This window comes from Mesorhizobium sp. M0074 (assembly GCF_040322975.1).
In the GTDB taxonomy this organism is placed as follows: Bacteria; Pseudomonadota; Alphaproteobacteria; order Rhizobiales; family Rhizobiaceae; genus Mesorhizobium.
This window is the reverse complement of sequence record NZ_JAMYUM010000012.1, coordinates 94,755-118,679: the sequence shown is the minus strand read 5'-3', so window position 1 is coordinate 118,679 and position 23,925 is coordinate 94,755. Positions and strand designations below refer to the sequence as shown.

The window sequence follows — 23,925 nt, the reverse complement described above, 5'->3', positions numbered from 1 at the left end:
GGCGCCGACGAGGAGCGCGCCATGACAACACCTGCCGAACCCGCCGTCGCCGAGCCTGTCATTACCCAGGCGATGATCGATGCCTATGACGAATACACGCATCTGACGCTCGACCGACGGCGCTTCATGGAGCAATTGACCAGGCTTGCCGGATCGGGTGCGGCAGCTGCCGCGATCGCGCCGCTGCTGGCGGCGAACTCGGCCCAGGCGGCAATCGTGGCGGAAGACGATCCGCGTCTGAAAGGCAAGGACATCAGCTATCCCGGCAGCGCCGGCGAGATGAAGGGCTATCTGGTCAGGCCGGCGGACCAGACCGGCAAGCTTGGCACGGTCATCGTGGTGCACGAGAACAGGGGTCTCAACCCGCATATTCGCGATGTGGCGCGGCGCGTGGCGCTGGAAGGGTTCGTGGCGCTTGCGCCGGACTTCATGACACCGCTCGGCGGCACACCGGACGATGAAAACAGGGCACGTGACCTGTTTTCCCAGCTCGATCCAGCACAGGTCGCCGCCAATGCCGTGGCAACTGTCGCCTACCTCAAAGGCTACAAGGACGGCAACGGCAAGGTCGGCGCTGTCGGCTTCTGCTGGGGCGGCGGCACGGTGAACATGCTGGCCGTCAACGCGCCGGACCTCGCCGCCGCCGTCGCCTATTACGGCATGCAGCCACAGGCCGAGGACGTGCCGAAGATCAAGGCCGCGCTCATGCTGCATTATGCCGGGCTCGACACCCGCACCAATGCCGGCATCGATGCCTTCAAGAAGGCACTCGACGCGGCCCATGTCGAATACTCGGTCTATGTCTATGAAGGCGCCAACCATGCCTTCAACAACGAAACGTCGGCGGCCCGCTACGACAAGAAGGCGGCTGACCTCGCCTGGGGCCGGACGATCGCTTTCCTCAAGGAGAAGCTGGCCTGATCAGTCCGGCGCCGGCTTATGGAACGCCACGCCGGCCACCACCAGGGCGATGCCAAGGCAGTCGGTGAGGCTCGGCACCTGCCGCAGCACGATGACGCCGATCAACGTTGCGGTGACCGGCAGCAATGACAGCATCAGCGCGAAGCTGGAGCGCGGCAGCCGCGACATGGCAAGCTGGTCGCAAATATAGGGAATGACCGACGAGCAGATGCCGACGCCGACCCCCGCAAGCAGCAGCGGCGGCGCCGAGAAAGCCGGCAGAGCATCGGCGAAACCGATCGGCAGAACGACGAGAAGGGCGACCGCCATGGCGGCACCCAGCCCGGCGATGCCATCGCCGGCGCCGGCGCGCGCGACGCGGTGGCCGAGCACGATGTAGCCAACGAACAGCGTGCCGTTGAGGAAGGCCCAGAACAGGCCGACGGGATCGCTCGACCATTTGACGTCGATCAGCAACAGGGTGCCGGCGACAGCGATTGCGAGGGCGGCGAGATTGCGCGGGCTTCTGAGGCCAACAAGCGCAACGCCGATGGTGCCGACGAATTCGATCGCCGCCACCAGCGAGATCGGCAGCCGGTCGAGCGCCAGGTAAAACGAGCAATTCATCACCCCAAGGCAGACCCCGAAAGCCACAAGCAACAACCGCGTCGCGCGATCGGCGCGGGCGAAGACCGCCCATGGCCGGGTCAATGGGGCAAAGACGAGTGCCGCGGTGGCGATGCGCAGCCAAGCCATGCCGAGCACGCCGACATGCGGGAACAGCAGCACCGCGAAGGCCGGCCCGAGATAGTGGAACACGGCGCTGACGCCGAACCAGAGATGCGGTGGCACCGAGTTCGCCAGGGTAAAGGCGGGGCCGGCGAGTGCCGGACTTGCTGCTGGGGCTTGCGTCCGATCTTCCATAGGATCAGTATCGCAGGCGATTTTTGCCATTGATATGGATGATGGCCGGGCATTACGCCTTTTCCCTTTCTGAAAGCAAGGAACATTGCGCTGAAACGCCTTCGAAATGAAAATTCCGATCTGGATGCGGCTGACCTGAAAATCCTGCGCTTGCTGGAAGAGGATGCACGCACCAGCACCGCTGAACTGGCCCGCTCGGTCGGCCTGTCGGCGCCGAGCGTTGCCGAGCGCATCAAGCGACTGCAGGAAAGCGGTGTGATCGAGGCCTACACGGTGCGCATCAATCCGGCCGCGCTCGGCATGAAATTGTCGGCATGGCTGCGCATTCGGCCAGTGCCGGGGCAGCTCGCCGTCGTCGCCGAGATCATCCGCGACCTGCCGGAAATCGCCCAATGCGACCGGGTCACCGGTGAAGACTGTTTCATCGCGCTGGCGCATGTCGGCTCGGTGGCTGAACTCGAACGGGTGATCGACCGCATCATTCCCTATGCGATGACCAACACGGCGATCATCCAGTCGTCGCCGGTGGCGCCGCGGTCGCCGCTCGGGGCGGTGAAGCGGCCGCCCTGATGTCAACGCGTTGCTGGCGCCGCTAGACGGTGCTCAAGCTCGCGTCGCCACATCAAGGGCGCGCAGAGGAAAGTCCGCATCAACGGCAGACAGGTCATTCACCAGCATAATGGCGGCTTCGGCTTCTGCATCAGGAACTTCGGCAGCCATGGCGGCCAACCAAACCACACGACCCGGGACTCGGGCGGCCCAGCGCGATGCACCAGACAAACCTGTCATATTGTCCTCATAGGCCATTAACGGCCTATCGTCGCAATCGCCCTCAAGGGATGTTCGCGCCATGTCACACATCGTCGCCAGGTCACGGGAGATGCTCGCGAGGTCCGTTCGCGAGGCCGCTGCCTCTTCAAGCAACGCCAGGCAGGCGTGCAGAAAGGCAAGGAGAGCCTGGTCTCCGCCACCTGGTGCCGCGACGCGACGGCGAAGCGCAGCCAGAACGACTGTCAATTCGCTAACGCCGCGTTTGCCGGAGCGCCTGCGCTGTAAGAAGTCAAGCCTGACTGATATCGCCGCCGCCCATGTCGGCAATCCTGGTTCGATTTCAGACAGCGAGCCGTTCGCCATCTCGCATCTCCATTGCGATCCGCCAGCAATCCATATCGGCAGGGAGTAGGCAATGCAATTCACCGACGCTGTAACCGTCGCGGAACGCGTTGGCGCGATGGGGAGAAGTGCACGGCGTGGCAATGACGGGCGGCGCAAATATACCAAATGCAAACCGGACGGCCGGTCTGTTTCTTCCCCCACCGTTCAGGCGTGGCCGCGTTTCATCCGCGCCTGCTTCAGGATGGCGCGCCAGCGGATCATGGCGAATGGGATCGGCTCGTTGTTGTTGGCGATGTGGAAGATCTCGTTATTGAGGTTCTTCAGCGAGCGCCAGAAATCATAGTCGGTGATGCGTGGGTCAGCCGCCAGCCTGTCCGCCTCGACCTTGATGTCGGTTTTCATGCACGTTCCCCGAACCGCTGCTGCTCCGCCGCCCGTATCGCAATTCGATGCGGACGGTTTTCCAACGCCGCGCTGAGTCGTTCAACGTCTCAATTCGGCTTGTTCACGTTAAAACCTCGGTAAGGTTAACGGCGGTTGGACCGTGGTTCAAGCCGGCTTACGACGAATACCGATCGAACGGCCGGCGCGCTCCGGCATCGGCAGGGCGGCATGGGCGGCGCGCATCGCTTCCACCCTGGCCAGGACGTCGGCGGGGAAGGGCGCTACCTTCGGGCCAGCCATGTCGACATGCAGCGACAGCGTTTCGGACGTGGCGGCAAGCCAGCCGTCGGAATGGCGGATTTCCTGATAGGCTCTCAGCCGCTTCTCGTCATGGTCGAGGAGTTGGAACGAGACCGTGACCTTGTGGTCGAGATGCAACTCCTGGACGTAGCAGACATGGACTTCCGCGGTGTAGATGGTCAGCCGCCGTTCTTTCACATAATCCGGCCCCATCCCCATCATCTCGAATGCTTCGTCGGAGCAACGATCGAAAAGCACGTTGTAATAGGCCATGTTGAGATGGCCGTTGTAGTCGATCCAGGCCTCCTCGATGTCCATGGCGCGAGAGACGAAAGGGGCGGGGATGGGCATCGGAAACTTCCTTCTCGTCATGCCGGGGTGAGCGTGGACTGGACAGAGCGTGCTTGGTGAGACTACGCATCCGTAGAAGCAGAACAAGGGTGGACGCTGGTCCATTCGCGGAGGAATCGATGGCTCTAAGCGACCTCAATCCGGTCGAGCGCAACGAAGCAGGCATTGCCGCCGTACTCGGCATCCTCAAGCAGCGGCTCGGCGAGCGATTCCAGACCGGCCAGGCGATCCGCGCCCAGCACGCGCACACCACGACCTATATTCCGACGCAGGCGCCGGACGGCGTCGCCTTTGCCGAGACGACGGAGGAAGTGCAGGAGATCGTGCACGCATGCGCGGCGCATCGCGTGCCGGTGATTGCCTTCGGCGTCGGCTCTTCGCTGGAAGGCCACACCAATGCGCCGGGCGGCGGCATCTCACTCGATACGTCACGCATGAACCGCATCATTGCAGTCAATCCGCAGGACCTCGACTGCACCGTCGAGCCCGGCGTGACGCGCGAGGATCTCAACCGGCACCTGCGCGACACCGGCCTGTTCTTTCCGATCGACCCGGGTGCCAATGCCTCGCTCGGCGGCATGGCTGCGACGCGAGCGTCGGGCACCAACGCGGTGCGCTACGGCACGATGCGCGAAAACGTCCTGTCGCTGACGGCGGTGATGGCCGACGGCGAAGCCGTGACGACCGGCAAGCGCGCCAAGAAAAGCTCGGCCGGCTATGATTTGACGCGGCTGCTGATCGGTTCGGAGGGCACGCTTGGCATCATCACCCAGTTGACCTTGAAGCTGCAGGGCATTCCGCAGGCGATTTCGGGCGGCGTCTGCCCGTTTCCCAGCGTCGAGGCAGCCTGCAACGCGGTGATCGCGACCATCCAGATGGGCATTCCGGTGGCGCGCATCGAATTGGTCAACGCGCTGCAGATGCGGGCGATGAAGACCTATTCGAAGCTCGACTATCCGGAGAGCCCCTGCCTGTTCGTCGAGTTCCACGGCAGCGATGCCGGCGTTGCCGAGCAGGCCGAGACCTTCGGCATGATCGCCGAGGAAAATGGCGGCGGCCCGTTCCTGTGGACCAGCGTCGCCGAAGAGCGGACAAAATTGTGGAAAGCCAGGCACGATGCCTATTGGTCGTCGCTGACGCTGCGGCCGGGCGCCAAGGGCCTCTCGACCGATGTCTGCGTGCCGATCTCGCGCTTTGCCGAATGCGTCACCGAGACCGAGGCGGATATCGCGGAGATGGGCCTGATCGCGCCGATCGTCGGTCATGCCGGCGACGGCAATTTCCATGTGCTGGTGCTGATGGACGTGGACGATCCGAAAGAGATCACGCTGGCGGAAAAATTCGTGGCGCGGCTCAATATGAGGGCCATCGCCATGGACGGCACCTGCACTGGCGAGCATGGCATAGGGCAGGGCAAGATCGGCTTCCTGCGGCACGAGCTTGGCCATGGCGTCGACATCATGCGCACGATCAAGCAGGCGCTCGATCCGCTGAACATCATGAACCCGGGCAAGATATTGCCGGGAAAGGACTGACATCAGGCCGCTGCCGCGCCCCGATTTGCCTCTTTATCGACACGCTGATGCGGGTAGAGTGCCACTGACTTTACTATCAACTGTCTAGGAGTTCATGCTCGCACGCCTGTTCGTGATCTTCGGTGGGCTTCTTGTGCTGGTGCTGTGTGCGGCGCTGGTGGTGCCGTACTTTGTCGACTGGACGGGTTACCGTGCCGATTTCGAGCGCGAGGCCAGTGCCGTTCTGGGCCGCAAGGTGACCGTGCGAGGCGATGCAACGGCAAGGCTGTTGCCGTTCCCCTCGGTGACCTTTTCCAACGTCGCCGTTGCCGGTGGCCCTAACGGCCAGCCGGCGATGACCGTCGAAACCTTTTCGATGGATGCAGAACTCGCGCCATTCCTGCGCGGCGAGGTGCTGATCTTCGACATGCGGCTGGTGCGGCCGAAGGCGACGATCGACATCGCCGCCGACGGCACGGTCGACTGGACGATACGGCCGTCTTCGCCCTTCGATCCCGGCCAGATCTCCATCGAGAAGCTGACGGTGACGGAAGGACAGATCGCGCTCAGCCACGCCGCCGGCGGGCGCAGCCATCTTATTTCCGAGATCAACTCGACGATCTCGGCCAAGTCGCTGGCCGGCCCCTGGCGGCTGGACGGCTCGCTGTTGCTGGACGGGTTGCGGACCACGATCGCCGCTTCCACCGGCAAGACCGAACCGGACGGGCAAATGCGGCTCAGGCTCAAGGCCGATCCGGATGACTATCCGCTGGTCATCGAGACCGACGGCAATGTGGGCCTCGTCGAGGGCGCCGCGGTCTATTCGGGCCAGTTCAAGATATCGGGCGCAGACCGAACTGCGGCGCAGCTGCGCGGCACCGGCGGCGAGGCACTGAAAGTCAGCGCCGGCAAACCGGACCCGGGCTTCAGGCTGAACGGCAAGTTTTCGCTCGACCATCAGAAGCTCGGCGTCGACGAATTTCGCTTCGAGACCGGACCGCTCGACAATCCCTACACCGCCGACGGCAAGGCTGCGGTCGACCTTGGGCTGAAGCCGCATTTCTCGATCGAGGCCAATGGCGCGCAGGTGCAGTTCGACGAGGCCGTGGGGGCGGCGGCCGGTGCCGGATTGACGCTGTCCGAGCGGGTGGCGGCGCTGGAGCAGGCGCTGCTCGATCTGCCGAAGCCGACCATACCGGGCACGGTCGAGGTGAAACTGCCGGCCGTGGTGGCAGGCGATACCACCGTTCGCGACGTGCACCTGTCCGCCGAACCGGCCGAGGGCGGCTGGGCGGTAAAATCGCTGGCCGCCACGCTGCCCGGCCGCGCTAAGCTGGAAGCCAATGGCTTGGTCAGCGTCGAGGACCATTTCGGTTTCACCGGATCGCTGCTTCTGGCGGTGGCGCAGCCCTCCGGCTTTGCCGCATGGCTGTCTAAGGACGTCGACGAGGCGATCCGCCGTTTGCCGGCTGCCGGCTTCAAGGCCAAGGTCGACTTGAGCGAAAAACACCAGGCCTTCAGCGATCTCGAACTCATCCTCGGCAAGGCGAAGTTCTCCGGCCGCATCGATTCCAGCCAGCCCGACGACACAAGGCCATCGGTGCTGATGCAACTGGAAGGTGGCGAACTCGACGTCGATGGGCTCGCCGCCTTCGCCTCGATCTTCGTCAGCGACAAGGGTGCCAACCGCTTTTCCGACCGCGACCTCGATTTCCAGATCAAGGCCGGGCCGGTCAGCGCCGGTGGGTTGACCGCCGATAGCGTCGACACCGCGCTGAGATTGCGCGACGGGTTGCTTGAGATCGACCGGCTGTCGGTTGGCGGGCTTGCCGGCGCCTCGATCAGCGCTACCGGCCGGATCAAGGATTTCCCGGCGAGCCCGACCGGTAAGCTCGACGCCTCGGTGGTCGCCGTCGACCTCAAGCCGCTGATCGACGTCGCCGTCCGGCATTATCCGGATAATGCGGTGCTGAAGGGGCTGGCGGAGCGTGCTGGTGCCTATCCCGAGCTGTTCCAGGATGCGCGTATCGACGCGGTCACGAGTGCCGCAGACAATGGCGACGGTACGACCGGACTGGCAATGAGCGCACAGGGCAAGGCCGGTGGCTCGGCCTTTTCGGCGTCGTTGTCCGGCAAAGGGGCGCTCGACCGGCCTCTCGAAGCGCCGGTGACGCTGACCTTCAACGCAAGGAACGCCGACGCCACCGCGCTGCTGGCGCTTTACGGTCTGCCGGCGCTGCCACTCGGCATGCTCGGCGAGGCGACCACCGACGTCTCGGCCAAAGGCACGCTTGGCGGCGGCCTGGCGACACGCTTCAGCCTGGCCGGCAACGACTTCAAAGCTGGTTTCGACGGGACAATTGCCGACACGCCTCAAGGCGCGGCCGCCAAGGGCAAGGTCAGCCTTGAAACGGCCGACATCGAGCCATGGCTGATGACGACCGGCGTCGGCCTGCCCGGCATGGGCACCGGCATGTCGACGTCGCTTGCGGCCGATGCCGATTACGGCAATGGTCTCCTGGTGCTGAGCGGCCTCAGCGGCGCCGTCAACGAAGCGGCGGTTTCCGGTGACGTAAATATCGACATCAAAGAGGGGCTGCCGCATCTTGCCGGCGCGCTGTCGCTGGACGAGCTGGACCTCGATCCGATGGCGGTGATGCTGTTCGGTGACCAGGCCTTCCTTGTCAATGACAGGACCTGGCCGACGGCACCGTTCAGCCAGAAATCCAGTCTGCCATTTACCGCCGATCTCGATCTGACGGCGGCGTCGCTTGCCGCCGGCCCGCTTGCCACCGCCTATGACACTGCGCTGTCGCTGCAGCTCGACCAGGAGGGCATCCGCGTTTCCGACCTCAAGGCAAAGTTCCTCGGCGGCGCGTTGAGTGGCCTGTTCGAGCTCAAGAACAATGACGGCACCGGGCTTTTCTCCGGTCAGATGAAACTCGCCGGCGCCGATCTGGCAGCCGTGCTGCCGGAGGCCGGCATCAGCGGAAGCGGCGAGTTCTCGACGGCGCTTTCGACCAGCGGCAAATCGGTCGACGCGATGGTTGCGGCGCTGTCCGGTTCCGGCACGGCAACGCTCAAGGGCATGACTATTGCCGGCTTCAATCCCGATGCCTTTGGCGCATTCATCGCCAAGGCCGACGCGATAGGGCGCGATATCGACGCGTCGAAGACCGCCGGCTTTGTGCCGCAGATCGCCGCGTCGGGCAGTTTTCCGGCGCAGGACACCGATATTGCCTTCACCATCGCGGGCGGCACGCTGAGGACGCCACCGGTCAAATTCGAAAGCCCGGGCGCGACGCTGTCCGCCGACATCACCGCCGATCTGAATACCAGCACCGTCGATGCCAAGGGCGAGATCGCTTACCGGCCCGGCGACGAGGCGCTGGTCGGCTCCGAACCGATTTTGAATTTCAGCGTCGACGGGCCGTTTGGCGCCACCAAACGGCAGTTCGACAGCGAGCCGCTGGCACAGTTCCTGACCCAGCGTGCGCTGGAAAAGGAGCAGCAGCGGGTCGAAGCCATGCAAGCCGCACTGCTCGAGAAACAAAGGCTGCGGCGTGAGGTGCGCTACTACGCTGCGCTGCAAACCGAGCGTGAAAGAGCGGCGGAGGAACTGCGCAGACAACAGGAAGCAGCGCGGCTGAAGGCCGAGGCCGACGCCAAGGCAAAGGCCGAAGCCGAGGCTCAGGCCCAAGCCGAAGCCGAGGCGAGGGCGCAGGCTGAAGCCAAGGCGAAGGCTGAAGCGGACGCCAAGGCACAGGCGGATGCGGAGGCGAGGGCGCAGGCTGAGGCCAAAGCGAAGGCTGAAGCGGACGCCAAGGCAAAGGCCGAAGCTGAGGCGCAGGCCCAAGCCGAAGCGGAGGCCAGGGCGCAGGCTGAAGCCAAGGCGAAGGCGGATGCAGCGGCGAAGGCCGAAGCCGAGGCCAGGGCGAAAGCCGAGGCGGCTGCAAAGGCCGAAGCCAAAGCCAAGGCGGCGCAACAGGCTGCCGAGGAAGCAGCGCAGGCCGAAGAACAGCAACGCCAGAGGGCGGAAGAGGCGTTGCGGATCGCCTCGGAAGAGAAGGCAAGGCTCGACGCCGAACGCAAGGCCGCGGCGGAGCGAGCGGAACGGGCGCCACCGGCCGCAAATAACGTGCCACCGCCAGTGCAGCCCCCGCCAAAGCTCAAGTTCGATCCCTCGTCGATCGACGATCTGCTAAAATCGCTGAATGGCGGGTGACGGCGCATCCCTTATGTGTCGCGTCCAGCAAGCAAGCGCTTCAGCATCGGCTCGATCCGCCCGAGTTCGTCGAGATGAGCGGCTGACAGGTTGGCGAGACTGTCGTCGGCGCGCTCGGTCAGCCGCAGCAGCACGCGGCGGTGGTCCTCCTCGTCGTGGTCCCTCGCGACGAGCCCGGCTTCGCAAAGACGGTTGACCAATTCCACTGCGCTGTGATGGCGGATGCGCAGGCGCTCCGCGAGGTCGCCAATGGTCACCGGCCCTCCGCCGGGGAACCCTTTGATTGCAAGCAGGGCCTGATGCTGGCGTGGTGTCAGGCCGGCTTCCTGCGCCTGGATCTGGCTGAATTCGAGAAAGCAGCGGATCAGGTAACGAAATTCGGACAGCCTCTGGTAGTCGGCCGGCCCGATCGTTGCGCCGCGCTTTTGTGGCTTCGAAGTGTCTGCCATCGATTCCTTTCCGACAAAGCCGCAAACGGGCCTTGAACATTTATATCGCGTTACGATACAGAGCGCACCAACATGGCTCGTGCCCGCCATCTTCGGTGGCACGGCCGGCGACCCATCCGCAAGTCGGCACGCCGCCAGAAAGCAAGGTTTGCAAATGAAGTCCGATCACGCCAACCCCGGCCATCTGCGCGATTTTACCACCGATGCCCGGGTGCTGCTCATTGCCGGCATAGCAGTGGTGGTTGCGACGGCGGGGTTGTTTGCCGGCATTGCCCTTTTGAAGCTGATCCGGCTTGCCACGAACATCGCCTATTTTGGCCAGTTCACGCTCGCCGACCTGAAACTGCAGGATACGCCGCTTGGCAGGCCGAAGAACGCGACCGCTCGGCTTTGCTGGGCTTCCGTATCCGGCGCAGGAAACAGGATAGCGTTGCCTGAAGGCTACAACTTGCCGCGCTTGGCCCAATCCAGCACATAGAGCCGGAGCGCCGAGGAGAGATTGGCATCCCGCGGGCGGCTCTCGTCGATTTCGGCGACAAGCGCGGCGAGCGTCAGTTTTCGCACGGCCGCGATGGCGCCCAGTTCGTCGTAAAAAGGCTTTTCGAGCGAATAGCTGGTGCGGTGGCCGCGAATGGTGACCGAGCGCTTTTCCACCGGGCTCACGAGACGATCCTACTCACACTTCAAGCATCGGATTTGTCCGAATCGCCCGAATTTTCGCGGCGATGGCCGGCGACGAATTTATCGGCCTTGTCGGCGATCAGGCGGTCGCGATCCCGGCTGGGTTTGGAACGGCCATGCAGCGCCCGGTTCTGTTCGCCCAGGCGCTCCTTCTCGGCTCGCGCCTTCTGCTTGCGTGCCTGACGGAGATTGACGATCTCGGCCATGTCACGCCGCCCGTCGGGTCACTTCTTGCGGAAGGCGTCAAGCGACACCACGTCGGCGCCCTTGGCGCCGGCGTCGGCCGCGGCAGGCTTCTTTTCCGCCTCGGCGGTTTTCTTCTTCGTCTCGGGCTTTTTCTCGGCGACGATGGCCAGCGGTTCGGGAGCAGGCTTGGCCTTTGTCTCCTGTTCCGCCGGGGTATCGGTCTTGACGTCGAATTCGAGCTCGAAGTTGACGGACGGGTCGTAAAAGCCACGTACGGCCGAGAACGGGATTTCCAGTTTCTCCGGCACGTCGGAAAACGACAGCCCAACCTCAAAGCCGGTGTCGCTCACCTTCAGGTCCCAATACTGGAACTGGATGACGATGGTCATCTGTTCGGGATAGCGCTCGCGCAGCCGCGACGACACGCGCACGCCCGGCGCGCCGGTGAGAAAGGTGATGAAGAAATGATGGTTGCCCGGGAGACCGGTGCGCGCGACCTCGGCCAGGACCTTGCGCATGACGCCGCGCAACGCCTCCTGGGCCAGAATGTCGTAGCGGATGTGGTCGTCGGCCATGTGGCTGTCGGGTTCCGTTGAATCGTCCTGATAGCTGTAATCAAGCTTGAGCGCGGCGTAAACCGGATATAGATCGCCGGCGTGCGGAAGCGAAGCCCATTGGCGACGATTTGATCGTCAAACGGCTTTGATCGTCAAGCGCTGGCGAGCGCGCCCTGTTTGCTTGCCCGGGCCATAGGCTGCCGCTTGCCGAAGGCGCGCAGGAAGGTGCGCACGCCATTTGTCGCCGACTGCACCACCTCGTCCTCGGTCGGTGTGCCGCCGAGCATGAACGTCGTCTGCAACTCGGCATTGGCAAGCGCCATGAACTGGCGCGCTGCGACATCGGGATCGTCGATATCAAGGAAGCCGGCATGAGCGAGGCGGGCGAAGCGGGCGGCGATCGCCGGCCATGTCCTGCCCGGTCCCTCTTCGCGCCATTCGGCGAACAACTCGGGATAGCGCCCGCCCTCGGTCTGGATCAGCTTGCGCAGGAATTTGCCGTCGCGGTTGCAGATGCAGTTGTGGTTCATCCGCACAGCAAAGGCGATGAGGTCGGCCTCGAGATCCTTCGGCTGATCGGGAAAAGTGGAAATCGTGGCAAAGATGCCGGCGTTGCAACGTTCGGTGAGGTCGCGGACGATGGCAACGAAGAGTTTTTCCTTGTCGCCGTGATGATTGTAGATGGTCTGGCGGGAGACGCCGGCCTCGGCGGCAATCATGTCGATATTGGCACCGGCGAAGCTTTCGCGGCAGAAGACCGAGGCGGCGGCATCGACAATCGACATCCGCTTGGCCTCATGGCCCCGCGGCGGGAAAATGTCAGGAGAAACGTTGGCCTTCATGCAAAACTATATAGAGGTGGTTGACGAATTAGACAAGCCTGTCTAAATTTGTGGACTGCACGAAGGGGGTTTCGTTCCGCAGAAGAGTCGGAACTCCACGGGATGGAACGTCCTAGGGTTACGCGCCGGTCCTCGGCGGCAACCAGAATTCGAAAGAGCCTGCTATCATGAACGCCAAATTCCTCCGCATTGCGGTCGTGCTCGGCCTATTGTCCGCGATCGGCCCGTTTGCCATCGACATGTATCTTCCCGCCCTGCCTTCAATCGGTGAGGATCTGCATGCCGGCACTGCCGCGGTGCAGATGAGCCTGCTGATCTTCTTTCTTTCCATGGGCTTCGGCCAGATCGTCGTCGGACCGATCTCCGACATGGTCGGCCGCAAGCTGCCACTCTACGGCGGCCTGGCGCTGTTCATGGTCGGCGGCGTAGGCTCGGCGCTGGCTCCCTCGATCGAATGGCTGATCGCCTTCCGCTTCCTGCAAGGGCTCGGCGCCAGCGCCGGCATGGCCGTGCCGCGCGCGATCGTGCGCGATCTGCATACCGGCACCGAGGCCGCCAAGCTGATGTCGCTGCTGATGCTTGTGTTTTCGGTGTCGCCGATCCTGGCACCGCTGACCGGTAGCCAGATCATCGAGAATTTCGGCTGGCGCGCCGTGTTCTGGACGGTGACGGGCGCGGCCGTGCTCGCCACCATCCTGCTGGCGACCTCGCTCAAGGAGACACGGCCGGTCGAGGAGCGCGCCGGGTCGTCCTTCGGGACGGCACTTTCCGGCTACCGCTTCCTGATGGGCGACCGCAACTTCCTTGGCCTGACGGCCATCGCCGGCTTCGGCATTGCGAGCTTCTTCGTCTATCTGTCGAGCTCGTCCTTCATCCTGATCGACCATTATGGCCTGTCGCCTTCGGTCTACAGCGTGTTCTTCTCGATCAATGCGGTTGCCTTTATCGGCATGTCGCAGCTGACCGGGTTGCTGTCGGAGCGGTTCGGGCTGCAGCGCGTGGTGCGCGTCGCGGTGACCGGCTATGCGACGACGATGGTGGTGCTGTTCGCGGTGATGGCATCGGGTGTCGACCGGCTCGACGTGATGGCGGCGCTGCTGTTCATCGGCTACGGCTTTCTCGGCCTGGTCATCCCGACGACGTCGGTGCTGGCCATGGAAGAGCATGGCGAGATCGCGGGTACCGCGTCGGCGCTGATGGGCACGCTGCACTTCGCCATCGGCGCGGTCGCCATGGGCGTCGCCGGCGTGTTTTTCGACGGCACGCCGCTGCCGATGGTGGCGGGCATCACGCTCTGCGCGGCGATCTCCTTCACACTGGCCAAAATAACGCTCGGCCGCAGCCGGGACGTCGCGGAAGCGCCGGCGGAGTAAACTTCGCCTATCGAGACAAAAAGGCCGGGCGATGTTCCCGGCCTTTTCACGTTTGCCGTCCCGGTTCAAAGCAGTCTATGCCTATATGACGGGTTCAGGACATGCAGCTTCGACATCTCAAAACCTTCGTGGCGGTCGCCACCACCTTGAACATCACACGCGCCTCCGAGCGGGTTCATCTTGCCCAATCGAGCGTGTCCGAACAGATCCAGGCGCTGGAAAGCGATCTAGGCACGTCGCTGTTCGACAGATCACGGCGTGGCTTGAAGCTGACGGCGGCGGGACAACGCCTGCTGGACTACGCAAACGATCTCCTCGACCTCGCGGACGAAGCCCGTTCCGCAGTCGCCGACGCGAGCGGCACGGTTGCCGGTCGCCTGACGGTCGGCGGCCTGGAGACGCTTTGCTCGACACGCTTGCCAGCTCTGCTGGCGGAATTCCATCGGCGCCATCCCGATGTGGAACTGAACCTCAGGGCGGACGATAGCAGTGGGTTGCGTGCCGGCGTGACAAGCGGGGCGCTGGACGTATCTTTCCATTTCGGAGCCGTCCCGGCGGCGGCGCCGGAGCTGCGAAGCGAGCAAGTGGCAGTGGAAGAGCTCGTCACCATAATGCCGGCAAATCACCGGTTGGCCGGATATTCTGCCATAACGCCCGACGATCTGGCCGACGAGGCCTTCCTCGTCACCCAGCCCGGTTGCGTCTATAGGCGGATGTTCGACGAAACGTTTGCCGCAACATTGCCTGACCGTCCAAAACTCGTCGGCGAGTTCGCCAGCATGAGCGCGATACGGAGCCTTGTTGAAGGCGGTCTTGGATGCGCGCTGGTCCCGCGTCTCGTGGCTTCCGCGGCTGACGCCAATATTGTCGTGTTGCCTTGGGTCGGAAGCAGTCCGGTGACGCCGGTCACCATGGTATGGCGCCACCGGCGCATTCAAGCGCCGGTCTTGCGGCTGTTCCTCGCAATGGTCCGCGAAATCTGGCCATCACTAGACCAGCCGCTGGCCACCATCGACATGAAGCACGGTTCCGGTGATGAAGCCGTTGTGCATGAGGGACGTGATGGCTTGGGCAATGTCGGCTGCCTGGCCGATCCGGCCGACGAGCAGACGCTTTGCCATGGCGTCCAGCGCGGCTGTCTTTCCGCTGCCGACGACGGCATCCCAAATCGGCGTGTCGACCCAGCCCGGCGAGACGACGTTGACGCGGATCGGCGCCAGTTCGACGGCAAGCGCGTAGGCGAGTGAGCCAAGTGCCCCATTAACGGCTGCCACCACCGAGCCTTTCGCCGCCGGACGATAGGCGGCGATGCCCGAGGTCAGCGTGATCGATCCCCCGGGCGTCAGACGAGGCGCGCCATGCTTGGCAAGAAGAAGCGGCCCGACGACTTTGGAATCCATCACTTTCCGCGCCACCGAGATATCCATCTCGGGAAGCAACACATAGACGCCGGTAACGTCGGCGGCGGTCGAGACGATGTGGTCGAGCGTGCCGGCATCCTGGAACAGGCGCTGGACCTCGTCCTCGCTAGTGACGTCGGCTGCGATCGTCCTCAGCCTTTCCGGGTGAGGCACGCGCTGCCGTGCGGCCGACAACCGGTCCTCGGAGCGGCCGACGATCGTAACCTCGGCGCCGGCGGCAAGCTGCTGTTCGGCAAGCGACAGCCCCATACCGGAACTGCCGCCAACGATCAGGATGCGTTCGTGTTTTGGTGTGGTTTCCTGGTTCATCTTATCTCCATCAGATAGCTCGCCGGGGCCTGACTGATATGCGGCGAGAAACTGAGGCCTTGTCCCGCAAGGCATGAGAGAAGGGAAACGGGAAGATACGAATGCTGCCATCGGAGGTTCCGATGATGGGAGGCCCTTGGGCTTTCGCAAAACCGTCGCTTGCGGCGCTTCGCTACGACGCTGTCTCGGAGAGGACGAACCGCAGCTGCGTTTCGACGGGCGCCAAGGGCAGCGGCACCAGCTCGTAGCCTAGTTCCGTGTAAACGGCGACGAGTGCGTGAAAGGTGCGTTCAGCCTCGTCCATCGTTTGCTTGCGTTCGTTGTCCTGCCGAAAGATTTCCGGCCATGGCGGCGCGACGAAGACGCGCCTGGCATAGCGGAAGCGTCGGGCGGCATTCGTGGCGTGATCGGGAACCGGCACCCCGGTCAGGCGCAGATAGCCAAGAGTGTCCGGCACGCCGCGATCGAAGAAGACCAGGCCGGATTGCTCGCCCGCGATCCGGTAGGAGCGCAACTCCCAAGACAGCATCAACTCGGCGAACAGAGCCGCCAGGGCAGGGCCTTGCCGCCTATCGCCAATTCGTCGTGATGATGCTGCGCCCGGCTTCGCCCGAGGTGCGAGGCCTGCCACCTTAAAAGTCGATCAACGTTGTCTTGCCTGAGCCCGGACCGCCGGTCAGCACGAAAAACCGATTGGAATCGTTTCGCATTTCTGATCCATGGATTGGATGGGGAAGTATGAAGACAGGGGTTTTTTGGACCCGTCAGGGCACATGAAAGCCCGGCCGGCGGGGCCTGCTTCTGCATATGTCGAGAGGGAGAAATGGAGGTTTCTGTTGCCAGGTACCTCCGAACCCCGCCTAGAAGTGCGAACCACTAGGGCTTGAATTGAAGCTATCGCACCGCTTACGCGGCGAGACGTGCTTCCGCATAGTTGTCGTTGGCAACTATAAGTTTAGCCCGATAACGGTGGTACAATGCCGGGCAAAAGTACGATCTTTACACCTTCGTCGATCCTATTTCGCCCCCAGCAAAAGCCGCTCCTGAGCAGCGGTTTTTGGTGGAGGCGCCGGGTACCGCCCCCGGGTCCGAACGGCTTATTTCATCGCCTGTTTATCGCCATAGTCGGTCGAGCCGACGAGGCGAATATAGGGACTGACGGTGGAAAATGAAAGGCCGGAATGCCACTTTCGTCCGTGTCAAAGTGGATCATCAAGGGGTTGACTTGCAGCCGGTCTCAACCGAAGCTTTGTGGCGGTGAGGAGACCTAGCGCATACTTGCGGCAGCGCGCCACGATCCTCACTGACCGGATCCCGTGGCGCCGACGAGGGGAAATTCGATGGCCGATTATCTCGCAGACGTAAAGAAATATGATGCGGCGGCGGATGCCGACGCGGTCGCCAAGATCGTCAAGCATCTGGGCATCGCGCTCAGGAACCGCGATTCCTCGCTGGTGTCCTGCACCGACCCGGAGGAACTGAAGCGCGTCAGGAACAGCTGGGTCGCCGGCAAGCTCGGCGTCACCGACGGTGCCAAGGCGGATGCGGCTATCGAAAAGACCTGCAAGGCTATGGCGGCCGACAACAGCAAGAGCCGGGTGACATTCTATTACCTCGTCGCCAAGGATCTGGGCATGCTCGGCTCGCTCTGAGCAACCTCGCCGCCGGTGCTGGTGAGGCTTCTGCTGGAATCGTCTCGCTTTGCTGTGTTCGGCCGACGGTCATTCGGCTATGATGGCTGACAACCCGAATCGGACCGGAGCCGATGCGCCAGTATCTCGACCTTCTGAAGCATGTGCTGGAAAACGGCGCCGATCGCGGCGACCGCACCGGCACCGGAACGCGCTCGGTATTCGGCTACCAGATGCGCTTCGACCTGGCCCGCGGCTTTCCGGTCACCACCACCAAGAAGCTGCACCTGAAGTCGATTATCCACGAGCTTTTGTGGTTCCTGGCCGGCGACACCAACATCAAATATCTCAACGATCACGGCGTCTCGATCTGGGATGAGTGGGCCGACGAGAACGGCGATCTCGGCCCGGTCTATGGCAAACAATGGCGGTCGTGGCCGGACGGCCATGGCGGCGCCATCGACCAGATTGCGAATCTTCTGAAGGAGATACGCAAAAATCCTAATTCGCGGCGGCTGATCGTTTCGGCGTGGAACCCGGCCGAGGTGGAGGCCATGGCCTTGCCGCCCTGCCACTGCCTGTTCCAGTTCTATGTGTCGCAAGGCAAGCTTTCCTGCCAGCTCTACCAGCGTTCGGGCGATATCTTTCTCGGTGTGCCGTTCAACATCGCTTCCTATGCGTTGCTGACGCTGATGGTGGCGCAGGTGACCGGATTGAAACCCGGCGATTTCATCCACACGCTCGGCGACGCGCATCTTTACTCGAACCATTTCGAGCAGGCGCGCGAACAATTGCGGCGCACGCCCAAGGCGTTGCCGACGCTGTGGATCAATCCCGAGGTGAAGGATCTCTTTGCCTTCCGCTTCGAGGATTTCCGGCTCGAGAACTATTTCGCCGACGCGACGATCAAGGCGCCGATCGCGGTCTAGCACCATAGCTGACCGTGCATATCGACATTGCCTACTGCGGCTGCGCCCTTGGGCATTGTCAGCATCCATCTTGATTGGCCGACGTCGACTTGACGCGCGATTCCTGGTCGCTGATTTTCATGTGAATATTTCCTTCGGCCTCGGTACCGCTGTATCCAACGAAGATTATCGCAGGCCGGGAAAACCTCAGCTCAGAATGCCGTCGGCGGTAAAGAGCCTTTCCTTGTTATGTTCACATGGATATATCGATGGACGGCTTCGGGCGTTCCGAGACGAGGAGAGTTTCATGCTGGCGCGCAAAGGTTCGACGACGATTGCCATCGCGGGTCTCGCCGCCATGCTGATGGCCGCGGTGCCGTCGGCCCATGCCGATGACAAGGTGGTCGTGTTTGCCGCGGCGAGCCTGAAGGATGGGCTCGATGCCGTCAACAAGGCCTGCGAGGCCGATATCGGCGAGGCGGCGACCATTTCCTACGCGGCGAGCTCGGCGCTGGCCAGGCAGATTGAAAGCGGCGCGCCAGCAGACCTGTTCATCTCGGCCGATCTCGACTGGATGAAATATCTTGCTGACAGGAAGCTGACCAAGCCCGAAACCCAAGTGAAACTGCTCGGTAACCAGATCGTGCTGGTTGCGCCGCGGGATTCCAAGGTTGAAACCAGGATCGAAAAGGGTTTCGATCTTGCCAAGCTCGTCGGTGACGGCAAACTTGCCATGGGCGATGTCAAGGCTGTGCCGGCAGGCAAATACGGCAAGGCAGCCCTCGAATCGCTCGGTGCCTGGTCTTCGGTCGAAGGCAAGGTGGCGCAGGCCGAGAATGTCCGCGCCGCCCTGAAACTGGTGTCGACCGGCGAGGCAGCACTCGGCATCGTCTACGCCACGGATGCGCATGCGGAGCCTGGCGTCAAGGTGGTCGGCACTTTCCCCGCGGGTACCCATCCGCCGATCATCTATCCGGTCGCCCAGCTTGCCGATTCGAAGAGCAGGGATACCCCGGCATTCCTGAAATGCCTGCAATCCGCCAAGGCTGGCGAACTCTTCAAGGCGCAAGGTTTTACAATCCTCGCGCCGAGCAACTGACGTACGGCACCGCACATGAACTGGCTGCTGGATCTCGCTCCCGACGAATGGAATGCGGTCCGGCTGTCGATCAAGGTGGCGACCGTGGCGATGATTGCCAGCCTGCCGCCGGGCATTCTGATCGCTCTTGTGCTTGCCCGCGGCCAGTTCTGGGGCAAGACGCTGCTCAATGGTCTGGTGCATCTGCCGCTGATCCTGCCGCCGGTGGTGACCGGCTATTTGCTGCTTTTGACTTTCGGCAAACGTGGTCCGGCCGGCGCTTTCCTGGCCGAACATTTCGGCATCGTTTTTTCCTTCCGCTGGACTGGCGCCGCGCTCGCCTGCGGCGTGATGGGCTTTCCGCTGATGGTGCGGGCCATCCGGCTGTCTATCGAGGCCGTCGACCGCAAAATCGAGGCGGCCGCCGGCACGCTCGGCGCCAATCCGCTATGGGTATTCGGCACGATCACGCTGCCGCTTATCCTGCCCGGCCTGATCGCCGGTGCGATCCTCTCCTTCGCCAAGGCGATGGGCGAATTCGGCGCGACGATCACCTTTGTCTCCAACATTCCGAACGAGACGCAGACGTTACCGTCGGCGATCTACACTTTCACGCAGGTTCCCGGCGGCGACGCCGGCGCGCTCAGGCTGACGCTGATCTCGATCGTCATCTCGATGGCGGCACTTGTTGCCTCGGAAGTGCTGGCGCGGCGCGTCGGCCGGCGGATGGACATCGAATGACGGTTCAGGTCGACATCAGCCACCGGCTTGGCGATTTCACCGTCAATGCCCGCTTCGAAAGCGCCGGGCGGCTGACTGCGCTGTTCGGGCCTTCCGGCTCCGGAAAGACGACGCTGATCAATTTGATTGCCGGGCTGATCCGCCCCGACAAAGGTCGTATCGCGGCAGAGGGCCGCGTGCTGGTCGATAGCGATGCCGGTCTGTTCGTGCCGAAGCACAAACGGCGGATCGGTATGGTGTTCCAGGATGCGCGGCTGTTTCCGCATATGAGCGTGGCGAGCAATCTGCGCTATGGCCGCTGGTTCACGCCGGCTGCCGAGCGTTACGCGGATATCAATGGCGTGGTCGAACTGCTCGGGATCGGCCATTTGCTCGACCGGCGGCCGGCAAAACTCTCCGGTGGCGAGAAGCAGCGTGTGGCAATCGGCAGGGCGCTGCTTGCCAGTCCGAAATTGCTGCTGATGGACGAGCCGCTGGCTTCGCTCGACGAGGGGCGCAAGGCCGAGATCTTGCCTTATATCGAGCGGCTGCGCGACGAGACGAAAATCCCGATCGTCTATGTCAGCCACTCGATCGCCGAAGTGGCGCGGCTGGCGAGCGACGTCGTGGTGCTGATGCAAGGAAAGGTCGCCGCTTCCGGTCCGACCGGAGCGATCATGCAGCGTCTCGATCTATTGCCGGCCGAAGAGCGCGGCGAGGGCGGTGCCGTGCTGGATACCGCGGTTCTGCGCCACGACGAAGCCTTTGGCATGACGGTGCTAGGCTCATTGGCGGGCGAGATCCGGGTGCCGCTTCTGGCAACGCCAGTCGGTGCGCCGGTGCGCGTGCGCATCCGTGCCCGCGACGTGATGATCGCCACCGAGCAGCCGGTTGGCCTCAGCGCGCTCAACATATTGCCGGGCACGATCGTGGCGATACAGCCGGGCGAAGGGCCTACGGTCGAGATTGGCCTCGACTGCAATGGCGCAACCGTGCTTGCCCGCATCACCGAACAGTCGCGGCAGACACTGGGGCTTCGGCTTGGTCGACAGGTCTTCGCCGTGGTCAAGACGGTGAGCTTCGACCGGGCGAATACCGGCGCCGGCCTGCCCGCCGAGGCGGATGAGTGAACGGCCGATGATTCGCTATATCGTTTTAGAATAGCGGTATCGCTGCAGAACTTGTAGAATGGCGTCACCGCGGAGGAGCAAATGCCGTCGCTGAGTTTGCGGATAAATCTCGATCCAGATGGCCGCATCGGACCGGGCAAGATCGAGCTTCTGGAACAGATCGCCGCCTTCGGCTCGATTTCGGCCGCGGCACGCGGCATGGAGATGTCCTACAAGCACGCCTGGGATCTGGTCGAAGACATGAACCGCGTGTTCGGCAAGCCGCTGGTTGCGGCACAGACGGGCGGCAAAAAAGGCGGTGGCGCCCAGTTGACGTCGGTCGGGCTTGCTGTGGTCAGCCGCTTCCGCGCGATCGAGCGGGCTGCGTCTTCAGCAGCGGCGGCGCATATGGAGGCGCTGCAGGCCGAGATCGACGCAGCGTGACGCCGGCGGAATTCATGCCGCGTGTGATCCCTGTTACTTCTTAGGCTCGCCCGGCTTGCGCAGCAGATAGGTGTCCATGATCCAGCCTTTTTTCCGGCGGGCCTGCTCACGGGTGCTCACGATCTTGTCGCCGACGTCGCCAATCCGGCCCGAGATGACGATCTCGTCGGGCGTCCCGAGATAGGCGCCCCAGTGGACGGTGACGTCGTTGTCGTCCAGCGTGTTGAAGGCGCATTTGCCGTCCAGCATGACGATGGTGCTGCCGGCGTTTTCGGGCAGACCTTCCTCGGCGAGCCGGCGGCCGGTGGTGATCAAAATGGCGTCGCCGATCCGGTTCAATGCCATTTTGTGGCTGGCTGCGAGTGCCTGGATGGCGGTGATGCCAGGGATGACCTCCAGCTCGAACGCTACATTGCCTCTGAGGCGCACGCGCTCGAGGATGCGCAGCGCACTGTCGTAGAGCGACGGATCGCCCCAGATCAGGAAGGCGCCGCAGCCATCTTCAGTGAGTTCGTCGCGGATCAGGCCTTCGTAGATCGCGGCGATCGCCTCGTGCCAGTCGTCGACGGTCGAGCGGTAGGAAGGCGCCGGCTCGGCGCGCACCGGCACCTCGAATTCGACACGGCGCGAGTTCGGATTAATGACGAAGCGGTCGCAGATCTGGCGGCGCAATTCGGCGAGATCGTTCTTCTTGGCGCCCTTGTCGGGAATGAACAGCACGTCGGCCCGATTGAGACCGTTAATGGCCTGGACCGTCATGTGCTCCGGATTGCCGGCGCCGATGCCGATGACGAGAAGCTTGCGCATGGGCGAACTCCTGCCCGATCGGGACCGGCGTGTCTAGACCGGCACGACATGCCGGCAGGCGCCGGCGCATTTGCCGAAAGGCTTTGAAACGCCACATTGAACAGCTAGAGTCATGTCGGCATTCTCGCCGGGGGAGTTTCCATGTTCCGTTACGTCCTGACCGCAGCCTTGGCGCTCTCAGCTACGCCTGCGCTCGCCAATGATTCGGTCGCCGAACTCGGCACCGGTGGGCTGATCCTTTCGCGCAGCGATGCGGTGGCGATGGAAAGCGAGGATCTCTACATCTCGCCGGAAAAAGTGATGGTCGATTACGTCTTCCGCAACAACACCGACAAGGATGTCGATGCGATCGTCGCCTTTCCGATGCCCGACATCGAAGGCGACCCCGAAGAAATACCGGCGATTCCGGAGGCGCAGAGCGACAATTTCCTCGGCTTCGAAGTGACGATCGACGGGGTGCCGGCAAAGCCGCAGCTCGAGCAGAAGGTGTTCGCGCTCGGCATCGACATCGGCGCTGACCTGAAGGCGCTGGGCGTGCCGTTCTATCCGTTCGGCGATGCGGCCAAGGCAGCGCTGGCAAAGCTGCCGCAAGCGGTCGCCGACGACTGGGTCAACCGCGGCATCATCATCGAGGACACTGCCGACGACGGTTCGGGCATGAAGACCGTCTATACGCCGTTCTGGCAATTGCGCTCGACCTATTGGTGGCGCTCGACCTTTCCGGCCAACAAGGCGGTCCATGTCTCGCATCGCTACAAGCCGAGCGTCGGCGGCACCTCCTCGGTCAGCTTCTTCTATGACGGCCAGTTCCAGGGTCAGTATGCCGCCTACAAGACACGCTACTGCATGGACGATGCCTTCGAGAATGCCGTGCGCAAGGCAGCCAAGGACGATCCCGACGGCTACCCGAAATATTTCGAGAACCGCATCGCCTATATCCTGACAACGGGCGGCAACTGGGCGTCGGGAAACATCGGCACGTTCAAGCTGACCGTCGACAAGGGCGATCCGAAGAACCTGGTCTCGTTTTGCGGCGAAAACGTCAGGAAGATCGGACCGACGACGTTCGAGATGAAGGCGCAGAACTTCTACCCCGAGCACGACATCGACATATTGCTGCTGGAGCCATCCGATGGCGGAAACGGCGGCTGATGGACCTCGCGATTTATGTCGCCATCGCCGAGAACGGCGTGATCGGGCGCGAGGGTGGGTTGCCCTGGCGGCTGTCCACCGATCTCAAGCGGTTCAAAGCCGATACGATGGGCAAGCCCATCATCATGGGCCGCAAGACCTATGAAGGCATCGGCCGCCCATTGCCGGGCAGGCTCAACATCGTGGTGACACGAGACAGGGCATGGCGCGCCGAGGGCGTCGAAGTCGCGCACTCAATCGAGGACGCAATCGCGCTGGCGACGGTGCGCGGGCGCTGCATGGCCGGCGCCGACGAGATCTGCGTCATCGGCGGCGGCGAGATCTACGCTCAGGCGCTGCCGTTGGCCGATCGGCTGCACGTGACCCATGTTCTGGCCGCGGTCGACGGCGATGCCCATTTCCCGCCGATCGATCCGGCGCTGTGGCGGATCGTCCGCTCGCAGGAGGTGGAGGCTGGCGAAAAGGACAGCCATGCGACACGCTATTCGGTTTACGAGCGGCGCCGCGACGTGCATTGAAGGCGACAAAGGGGTCGCGACAGGTC

At 63.2% G+C, this 23,925-nt stretch carries 26 protein-coding genes, 1 other RNA gene and 1 pseudogene; 15 read left to right on the top strand and 13 right to left on the bottom strand.

Annotated elements, in window-relative coordinates; all coding sequences use genetic code 11:
* Nucleotides 1–21: 21 nt before the first annotated feature.
* Entirely contained in the window at nucleotides 22–921 is a 900-nt protein-coding gene (locus NKJ73_RS17960; protein ID WP_352570455.1) for a dienelactone hydrolase family protein, read from the top strand.
* Here NKJ73_RS17960 and NKJ73_RS17955 read toward each other — a convergent pair whose 3' ends face one another.
* On the bottom strand, nucleotides 922–1,824 hold the full coding sequence (locus NKJ73_RS17955) for an EamA family transporter (protein WP_352570454.1): 903 nt from the start codon (nucleotides 1,822–1,824) through the stop codon (nucleotides 922–924).
* A 90-nt stretch (nucleotides 1,825–1,914) separates the two neighbouring features.
* Between NKJ73_RS17955 and NKJ73_RS17950 the strand changes: the two genes are divergently transcribed.
* Nucleotides 1,915–2,394 (top strand): Lrp/AsnC family transcriptional regulator, encoded by a 480-nt coding sequence (locus NKJ73_RS17950; protein ID WP_352570508.1) that lies wholly within the window; start codon nucleotides 1,915–1,917, stop codon nucleotides 2,392–2,394.
* Between the two features lie 33 nt (nucleotides 2,395–2,427).
* Here NKJ73_RS17950 and NKJ73_RS17945 read toward each other — a convergent pair whose 3' ends face one another.
* The 3 genes from NKJ73_RS17945 to NKJ73_RS17935 all read right to left on the bottom strand — a co-directional run bounded on the left by NKJ73_RS17945 (nucleotide 2,428) and on the right by NKJ73_RS17935 (nucleotide 3,975).
* Complete coding sequence (locus NKJ73_RS17945; protein ID WP_352570453.1) at nucleotides 2,428–2,958, bottom strand: hypothetical protein; 531 nt, start codon at nucleotides 2,956–2,958, stop codon at nucleotides 2,428–2,430.
* A 186-nt stretch (nucleotides 2,959–3,144) separates the two neighbouring features.
* Entirely contained in the window at nucleotides 3,145–3,342 is a 198-nt protein-coding gene (locus tag NKJ73_RS17940; RefSeq protein WP_023676715.1) for a hypothetical protein, read from the bottom strand.
* 147 nt (nucleotides 3,343–3,489) lie between these two features.
* Nucleotides 3,490–3,975 carry a thioesterase family protein gene (locus NKJ73_RS17935; protein ID WP_023676714.1) on the bottom strand — a complete coding sequence of 162 codons (486 nt, stop codon included), beginning with the start codon at nucleotides 3,973–3,975 and terminating at the stop codon, nucleotides 3,490–3,492.
* A 119-nt stretch (nucleotides 3,976–4,094) separates the two neighbouring features.
* Between NKJ73_RS17935 and NKJ73_RS17930 the strand changes: the two genes are divergently transcribed.
* Together NKJ73_RS17930 and NKJ73_RS17925 are read left to right on the top strand one after the other, a co-directional pair.
* On the top strand, nucleotides 4,095–5,510 hold the full coding sequence (locus tag NKJ73_RS17930) for an FAD-binding oxidoreductase (protein ID WP_352570452.1): 1,416 nt from the start codon (nucleotides 4,095–4,097) through the stop codon (nucleotides 5,508–5,510).
* Nucleotides 5,511–5,604: 94 nt separating this feature from the next.
* Nucleotides 5,605–9,714: an AsmA family protein gene (locus NKJ73_RS17925; protein ID WP_352570450.1), complete on the top strand. Its 4,110-nt coding sequence runs from the start codon at nucleotides 5,605–5,607 to the stop codon at nucleotides 9,712–9,714.
* Nucleotides 9,715–9,725: 11 nt separating this feature from the next.
* Here the strand turns inward: NKJ73_RS17925 and NKJ73_RS17920 are convergent, their stop codons facing one another.
* Nucleotides 9,726–10,163, bottom strand: a complete 438-nt coding sequence (locus NKJ73_RS17920; protein ID WP_023676711.1) for a MarR family winged helix-turn-helix transcriptional regulator — start codon at nucleotides 10,161–10,163, stop codon at nucleotides 9,726–9,728.
* Here NKJ73_RS17920 and NKJ73_RS34265 point away from each other — a divergent pair.
* On the top strand, nucleotides 10,153–10,641 hold the full coding sequence (locus NKJ73_RS34265; protein ID WP_502898925.1) for a hypothetical protein: 489 nt from the start codon (nucleotides 10,153–10,155) through the stop codon (nucleotides 10,639–10,641). The genes NKJ73_RS17920 and NKJ73_RS34265 overlap by 11 nt on opposite strands.
* Here NKJ73_RS34265 and NKJ73_RS17910 read toward each other — a convergent pair.
* The 4 genes from NKJ73_RS17910 to NKJ73_RS17895 all read right to left on the bottom strand — a co-directional run bounded on the left by NKJ73_RS17910 (nucleotide 10,605) and on the right by NKJ73_RS17895 (nucleotide 12,429).
* A complete protein-coding gene (locus NKJ73_RS17910) occupies nucleotides 10,605–10,826 on the bottom strand; it encodes a ribbon-helix-helix domain-containing protein (protein ID WP_023676709.1) in 222 nt (73 codons plus the stop codon). The two genes, NKJ73_RS34265 and NKJ73_RS17910, sit on opposite strands and share 37 nt — an antisense overlap.
* A 20-nt stretch (nucleotides 10,827–10,846) precedes the next feature.
* Complete coding sequence (locus tag NKJ73_RS17905; RefSeq protein WP_352570449.1) at nucleotides 10,847–11,050, bottom strand: DUF4169 family protein; 204 nt, start codon at nucleotides 11,048–11,050, stop codon at nucleotides 10,847–10,849.
* An 18-nt stretch (nucleotides 11,051–11,068) separates the two neighbouring features.
* Entirely contained in the window at nucleotides 11,069–11,605 is a 537-nt protein-coding gene (locus tag NKJ73_RS17900; protein ID WP_023676707.1) for an SspB family protein, read from the bottom strand.
* Nucleotides 11,606–11,739: 134 nt separating this feature from the next.
* Nucleotides 11,740–12,429 (bottom strand): TetR/AcrR family transcriptional regulator, encoded by a 690-nt coding sequence (locus NKJ73_RS17895; RefSeq protein ID WP_352456524.1) that lies wholly within the window; start codon nucleotides 12,427–12,429, stop codon nucleotides 11,740–11,742.
* 167 nt (nucleotides 12,430–12,596) lie between these two features.
* Here NKJ73_RS17895 and NKJ73_RS17890 point away from each other — a divergent pair, with 167 nt between their 5' ends.
* Complete coding sequence (locus NKJ73_RS17890) at nucleotides 12,597–13,802, top strand: multidrug effflux MFS transporter (RefSeq protein WP_023676705.1); 1,206 nt, start codon at nucleotides 12,597–12,599, stop codon at nucleotides 13,800–13,802.
* A gap of 101 nt (nucleotides 13,803–13,903) precedes the next feature.
* Nucleotides 13,904–14,719, top strand: a pseudogene (locus NKJ73_RS17885) (LysR family transcriptional regulator); the annotation flags it as partial.
* Nucleotides 14,720–14,791: 72 nt separating this feature from the next.
* Here NKJ73_RS17885 and NKJ73_RS17880 read toward each other — a convergent pair.
* From NKJ73_RS17880 to ssrA, 3 genes are all read right to left on the bottom strand, one after another.
* A complete protein-coding gene (locus NKJ73_RS17880) occupies nucleotides 14,792–15,532 on the bottom strand; it encodes an SDR family oxidoreductase (protein ID WP_352570448.1) in 741 nt (246 codons plus the stop codon).
* Nucleotides 15,533–15,704: 172 nt separating this feature from the next.
* A complete protein-coding gene (locus tag NKJ73_RS17875; RefSeq protein WP_502896707.1) occupies nucleotides 15,705–16,061 on the bottom strand; it encodes an AAA family ATPase in 357 nt (118 codons plus the stop codon).
* A gap of 293 nt (nucleotides 16,062–16,354) precedes the next feature.
* Nucleotides 16,355–16,710, bottom strand: a transfer-messenger RNA (tmRNA) gene (gene ssrA, locus NKJ73_RS17870).
* Nucleotides 16,711–16,872: 162 nt separating this feature from the next.
* Here ssrA and NKJ73_RS17865 point away from each other — a divergent pair.
* The 6 genes from NKJ73_RS17865 to NKJ73_RS17840 all read left to right on the top strand — a co-directional run bounded on the left by NKJ73_RS17865 (nucleotide 16,873) and on the right by NKJ73_RS17840 (nucleotide 21,422).
* Complete coding sequence (locus NKJ73_RS17865) at nucleotides 16,873–17,184, top strand: DUF2853 family protein (protein ID WP_023676702.1); 312 nt, start codon at nucleotides 16,873–16,875, stop codon at nucleotides 17,182–17,184.
* A 113-nt stretch (nucleotides 17,185–17,297) separates the two neighbouring features.
* A complete protein-coding gene (locus NKJ73_RS17860; protein ID WP_352570447.1) occupies nucleotides 17,298–18,092 on the top strand; it encodes a thymidylate synthase in 795 nt (264 codons plus the stop codon).
* 286 nt (nucleotides 18,093–18,378) lie between these two features.
* Complete coding sequence (modA, locus tag NKJ73_RS17855; protein WP_352570446.1) at nucleotides 18,379–19,170, top strand: molybdate ABC transporter substrate-binding protein; 792 nt, start codon at nucleotides 18,379–18,381, stop codon at nucleotides 19,168–19,170.
* Between the two features lie 15 nt (nucleotides 19,171–19,185).
* Nucleotides 19,186–19,890, top strand: a complete 705-nt coding sequence (gene modB, locus NKJ73_RS17850; RefSeq protein ID WP_023676699.1) for a molybdate ABC transporter permease subunit — start codon at nucleotides 19,186–19,188, stop codon at nucleotides 19,888–19,890.
* Entirely contained in the window at nucleotides 19,887–20,999 is a 1,113-nt protein-coding gene (gene modC / locus NKJ73_RS17845) for a molybdenum ABC transporter ATP-binding protein (protein WP_352570445.1), read from the top strand. Before modB ends, modC begins: the two co-directional genes overlap by 4 nt.
* Before the next feature lie 81 nt (nucleotides 21,000–21,080).
* A complete protein-coding gene (locus tag NKJ73_RS17840; RefSeq protein WP_023676697.1) occupies nucleotides 21,081–21,422 on the top strand; it encodes a winged helix-turn-helix domain-containing protein in 342 nt (113 codons plus the stop codon).
* Between the two features lie 33 nt (nucleotides 21,423–21,455).
* On the opposite strand, the gene cobF is transcribed toward NKJ73_RS17840, so the two are convergent.
* The gene (cobF, locus tag NKJ73_RS17835) at nucleotides 21,456–22,229 is read right to left on the bottom strand and encodes a precorrin-6A synthase (deacetylating) (protein ID WP_352570443.1); all 774 of its coding nucleotides are present in this window, start codon (nucleotides 22,227–22,229) and stop codon (nucleotides 21,456–21,458) included.
* A gap of 141 nt (nucleotides 22,230–22,370) precedes the next feature.
* On the opposite strand from cobF, the gene NKJ73_RS17830 reads away from it, so the two are divergent.
* Nucleotides 22,371–23,381 (top strand): DUF4424 domain-containing protein, encoded by a 1,011-nt coding sequence (locus tag NKJ73_RS17830; protein ID WP_352570441.1) that lies wholly within the window; start codon nucleotides 22,371–22,373, stop codon nucleotides 23,379–23,381.
* The gene (locus NKJ73_RS17825) at nucleotides 23,381–23,899 is read left to right on the top strand and encodes a dihydrofolate reductase (RefSeq protein WP_023676694.1); all 519 of its coding nucleotides are present in this window, start codon (nucleotides 23,381–23,383) and stop codon (nucleotides 23,897–23,899) included. The genes NKJ73_RS17830 and NKJ73_RS17825 overlap by 1 nt, the downstream gene beginning before the upstream one ends.
* Nucleotides 23,900–23,925 lie beyond the last annotated feature (26 nt).

Excerpts from the sequence above, each read along its gene's own strand:
- NKJ73_RS17905 (WP_352570449.1), bottom strand. The coding sequence starts at position 11,050 with ATGGCCGAGATCGTCAATCTCCGTCAGGCACGCAAGCAGAAGGCGCGA.
- NKJ73_RS17930 (WP_352570452.1), top strand. The coding sequence starts at position 4,095 with ATGGCTCTAAGCGACCTCAATCCGGTCGAGCGCAACGAAGCAGGCATT.
- NKJ73_RS17935 (WP_023676714.1), bottom strand. The coding sequence starts at position 3,975 with ATGCCCATCCCCGCCCCTTTCGTCTCTCGCGCCATGGACATCGAGGAG.
- NKJ73_RS17940 (WP_023676715.1), bottom strand. The coding sequence starts at position 3,342 with ATGAAAACCGACATCAAGGTCGAGGCGGACAGGCTGGCGGCTGACCCA.
- NKJ73_RS17895 (WP_352456524.1), bottom strand. The coding sequence starts at position 12,429 with ATGAAGGCCAACGTTTCTCCTGACATTTTCCCGCCGCGGGGCCATGAG.
- NKJ73_RS17865 (WP_023676702.1), top strand. The coding sequence starts at position 16,873 with ATGGCCGATTATCTCGCAGACGTAAAGAAATATGATGCGGCGGCGGAT.
- NKJ73_RS17825 (WP_023676694.1), top strand. The coding sequence starts at position 23,381 with ATGGACCTCGCGATTTATGTCGCCATCGCCGAGAACGGCGTGATCGGG.
- NKJ73_RS17955 (WP_352570454.1), bottom strand. The coding sequence starts at position 1,824 with ATGGAAGATCGGACGCAAGCCCCAGCAGCAAGTCCGGCACTCGCCGGC.
- NKJ73_RS17925 (WP_352570450.1), top strand. The coding sequence starts at position 5,605 with ATGCTCGCACGCCTGTTCGTGATCTTCGGTGGGCTTCTTGTGCTGGTG.
- modA (WP_352570446.1), top strand. The coding sequence starts at position 18,379 with ATGCTGGCGCGCAAAGGTTCGACGACGATTGCCATCGCGGGTCTCGCC.
- modC (WP_352570445.1), top strand. The coding sequence starts at position 19,887 with ATGACGGTTCAGGTCGACATCAGCCACCGGCTTGGCGATTTCACCGTC.
- cobF (WP_352570443.1), bottom strand. The coding sequence starts at position 22,229 with ATGCGCAAGCTTCTCGTCATCGGCATCGGCGCCGGCAATCCGGAGCAC.
- NKJ73_RS17875 (WP_502896707.1), bottom strand. The coding sequence starts at position 16,061 with ATGCTGTCTTGGGAGTTGCGCTCCTACCGGATCGCGGGCGAGCAATCC.
- NKJ73_RS17900 (WP_023676707.1), bottom strand. The coding sequence starts at position 11,605 with ATGGCCGACGACCACATCCGCTACGACATTCTGGCCCAGGAGGCGTTG.
- NKJ73_RS17920 (WP_023676711.1), bottom strand. The coding sequence starts at position 10,163 with ATGGCAGACACTTCGAAGCCACAAAAGCGCGGCGCAACGATCGGGCCG.
- modB (WP_023676699.1), top strand. The coding sequence starts at position 19,186 with ATGAACTGGCTGCTGGATCTCGCTCCCGACGAATGGAATGCGGTCCGG.
- NKJ73_RS17840 (WP_023676697.1), top strand. The coding sequence starts at position 21,081 with ATGCCGTCGCTGAGTTTGCGGATAAATCTCGATCCAGATGGCCGCATC.
- NKJ73_RS17880 (WP_352570448.1), bottom strand. The coding sequence starts at position 15,532 with ATGAACCAGGAAACCACACCAAAACACGAACGCATCCTGATCGTTGGC.
- NKJ73_RS17890 (WP_023676705.1), top strand. The coding sequence starts at position 12,597 with ATGAACGCCAAATTCCTCCGCATTGCGGTCGTGCTCGGCCTATTGTCC.
- NKJ73_RS17830 (WP_352570441.1), top strand. The coding sequence starts at position 22,371 with ATGTTCCGTTACGTCCTGACCGCAGCCTTGGCGCTCTCAGCTACGCCT.
- NKJ73_RS17860 (WP_352570447.1), top strand. The coding sequence starts at position 17,298 with ATGCGCCAGTATCTCGACCTTCTGAAGCATGTGCTGGAAAACGGCGCC.
- NKJ73_RS17960 (WP_352570455.1), top strand. The coding sequence starts at position 22 with ATGACAACACCTGCCGAACCCGCCGTCGCCGAGCCTGTCATTACCCAG.
- NKJ73_RS17945 (WP_352570453.1), bottom strand. The coding sequence starts at position 2,958 with ATGGCGAACGGCTCGCTGTCTGAAATCGAACCAGGATTGCCGACATGG.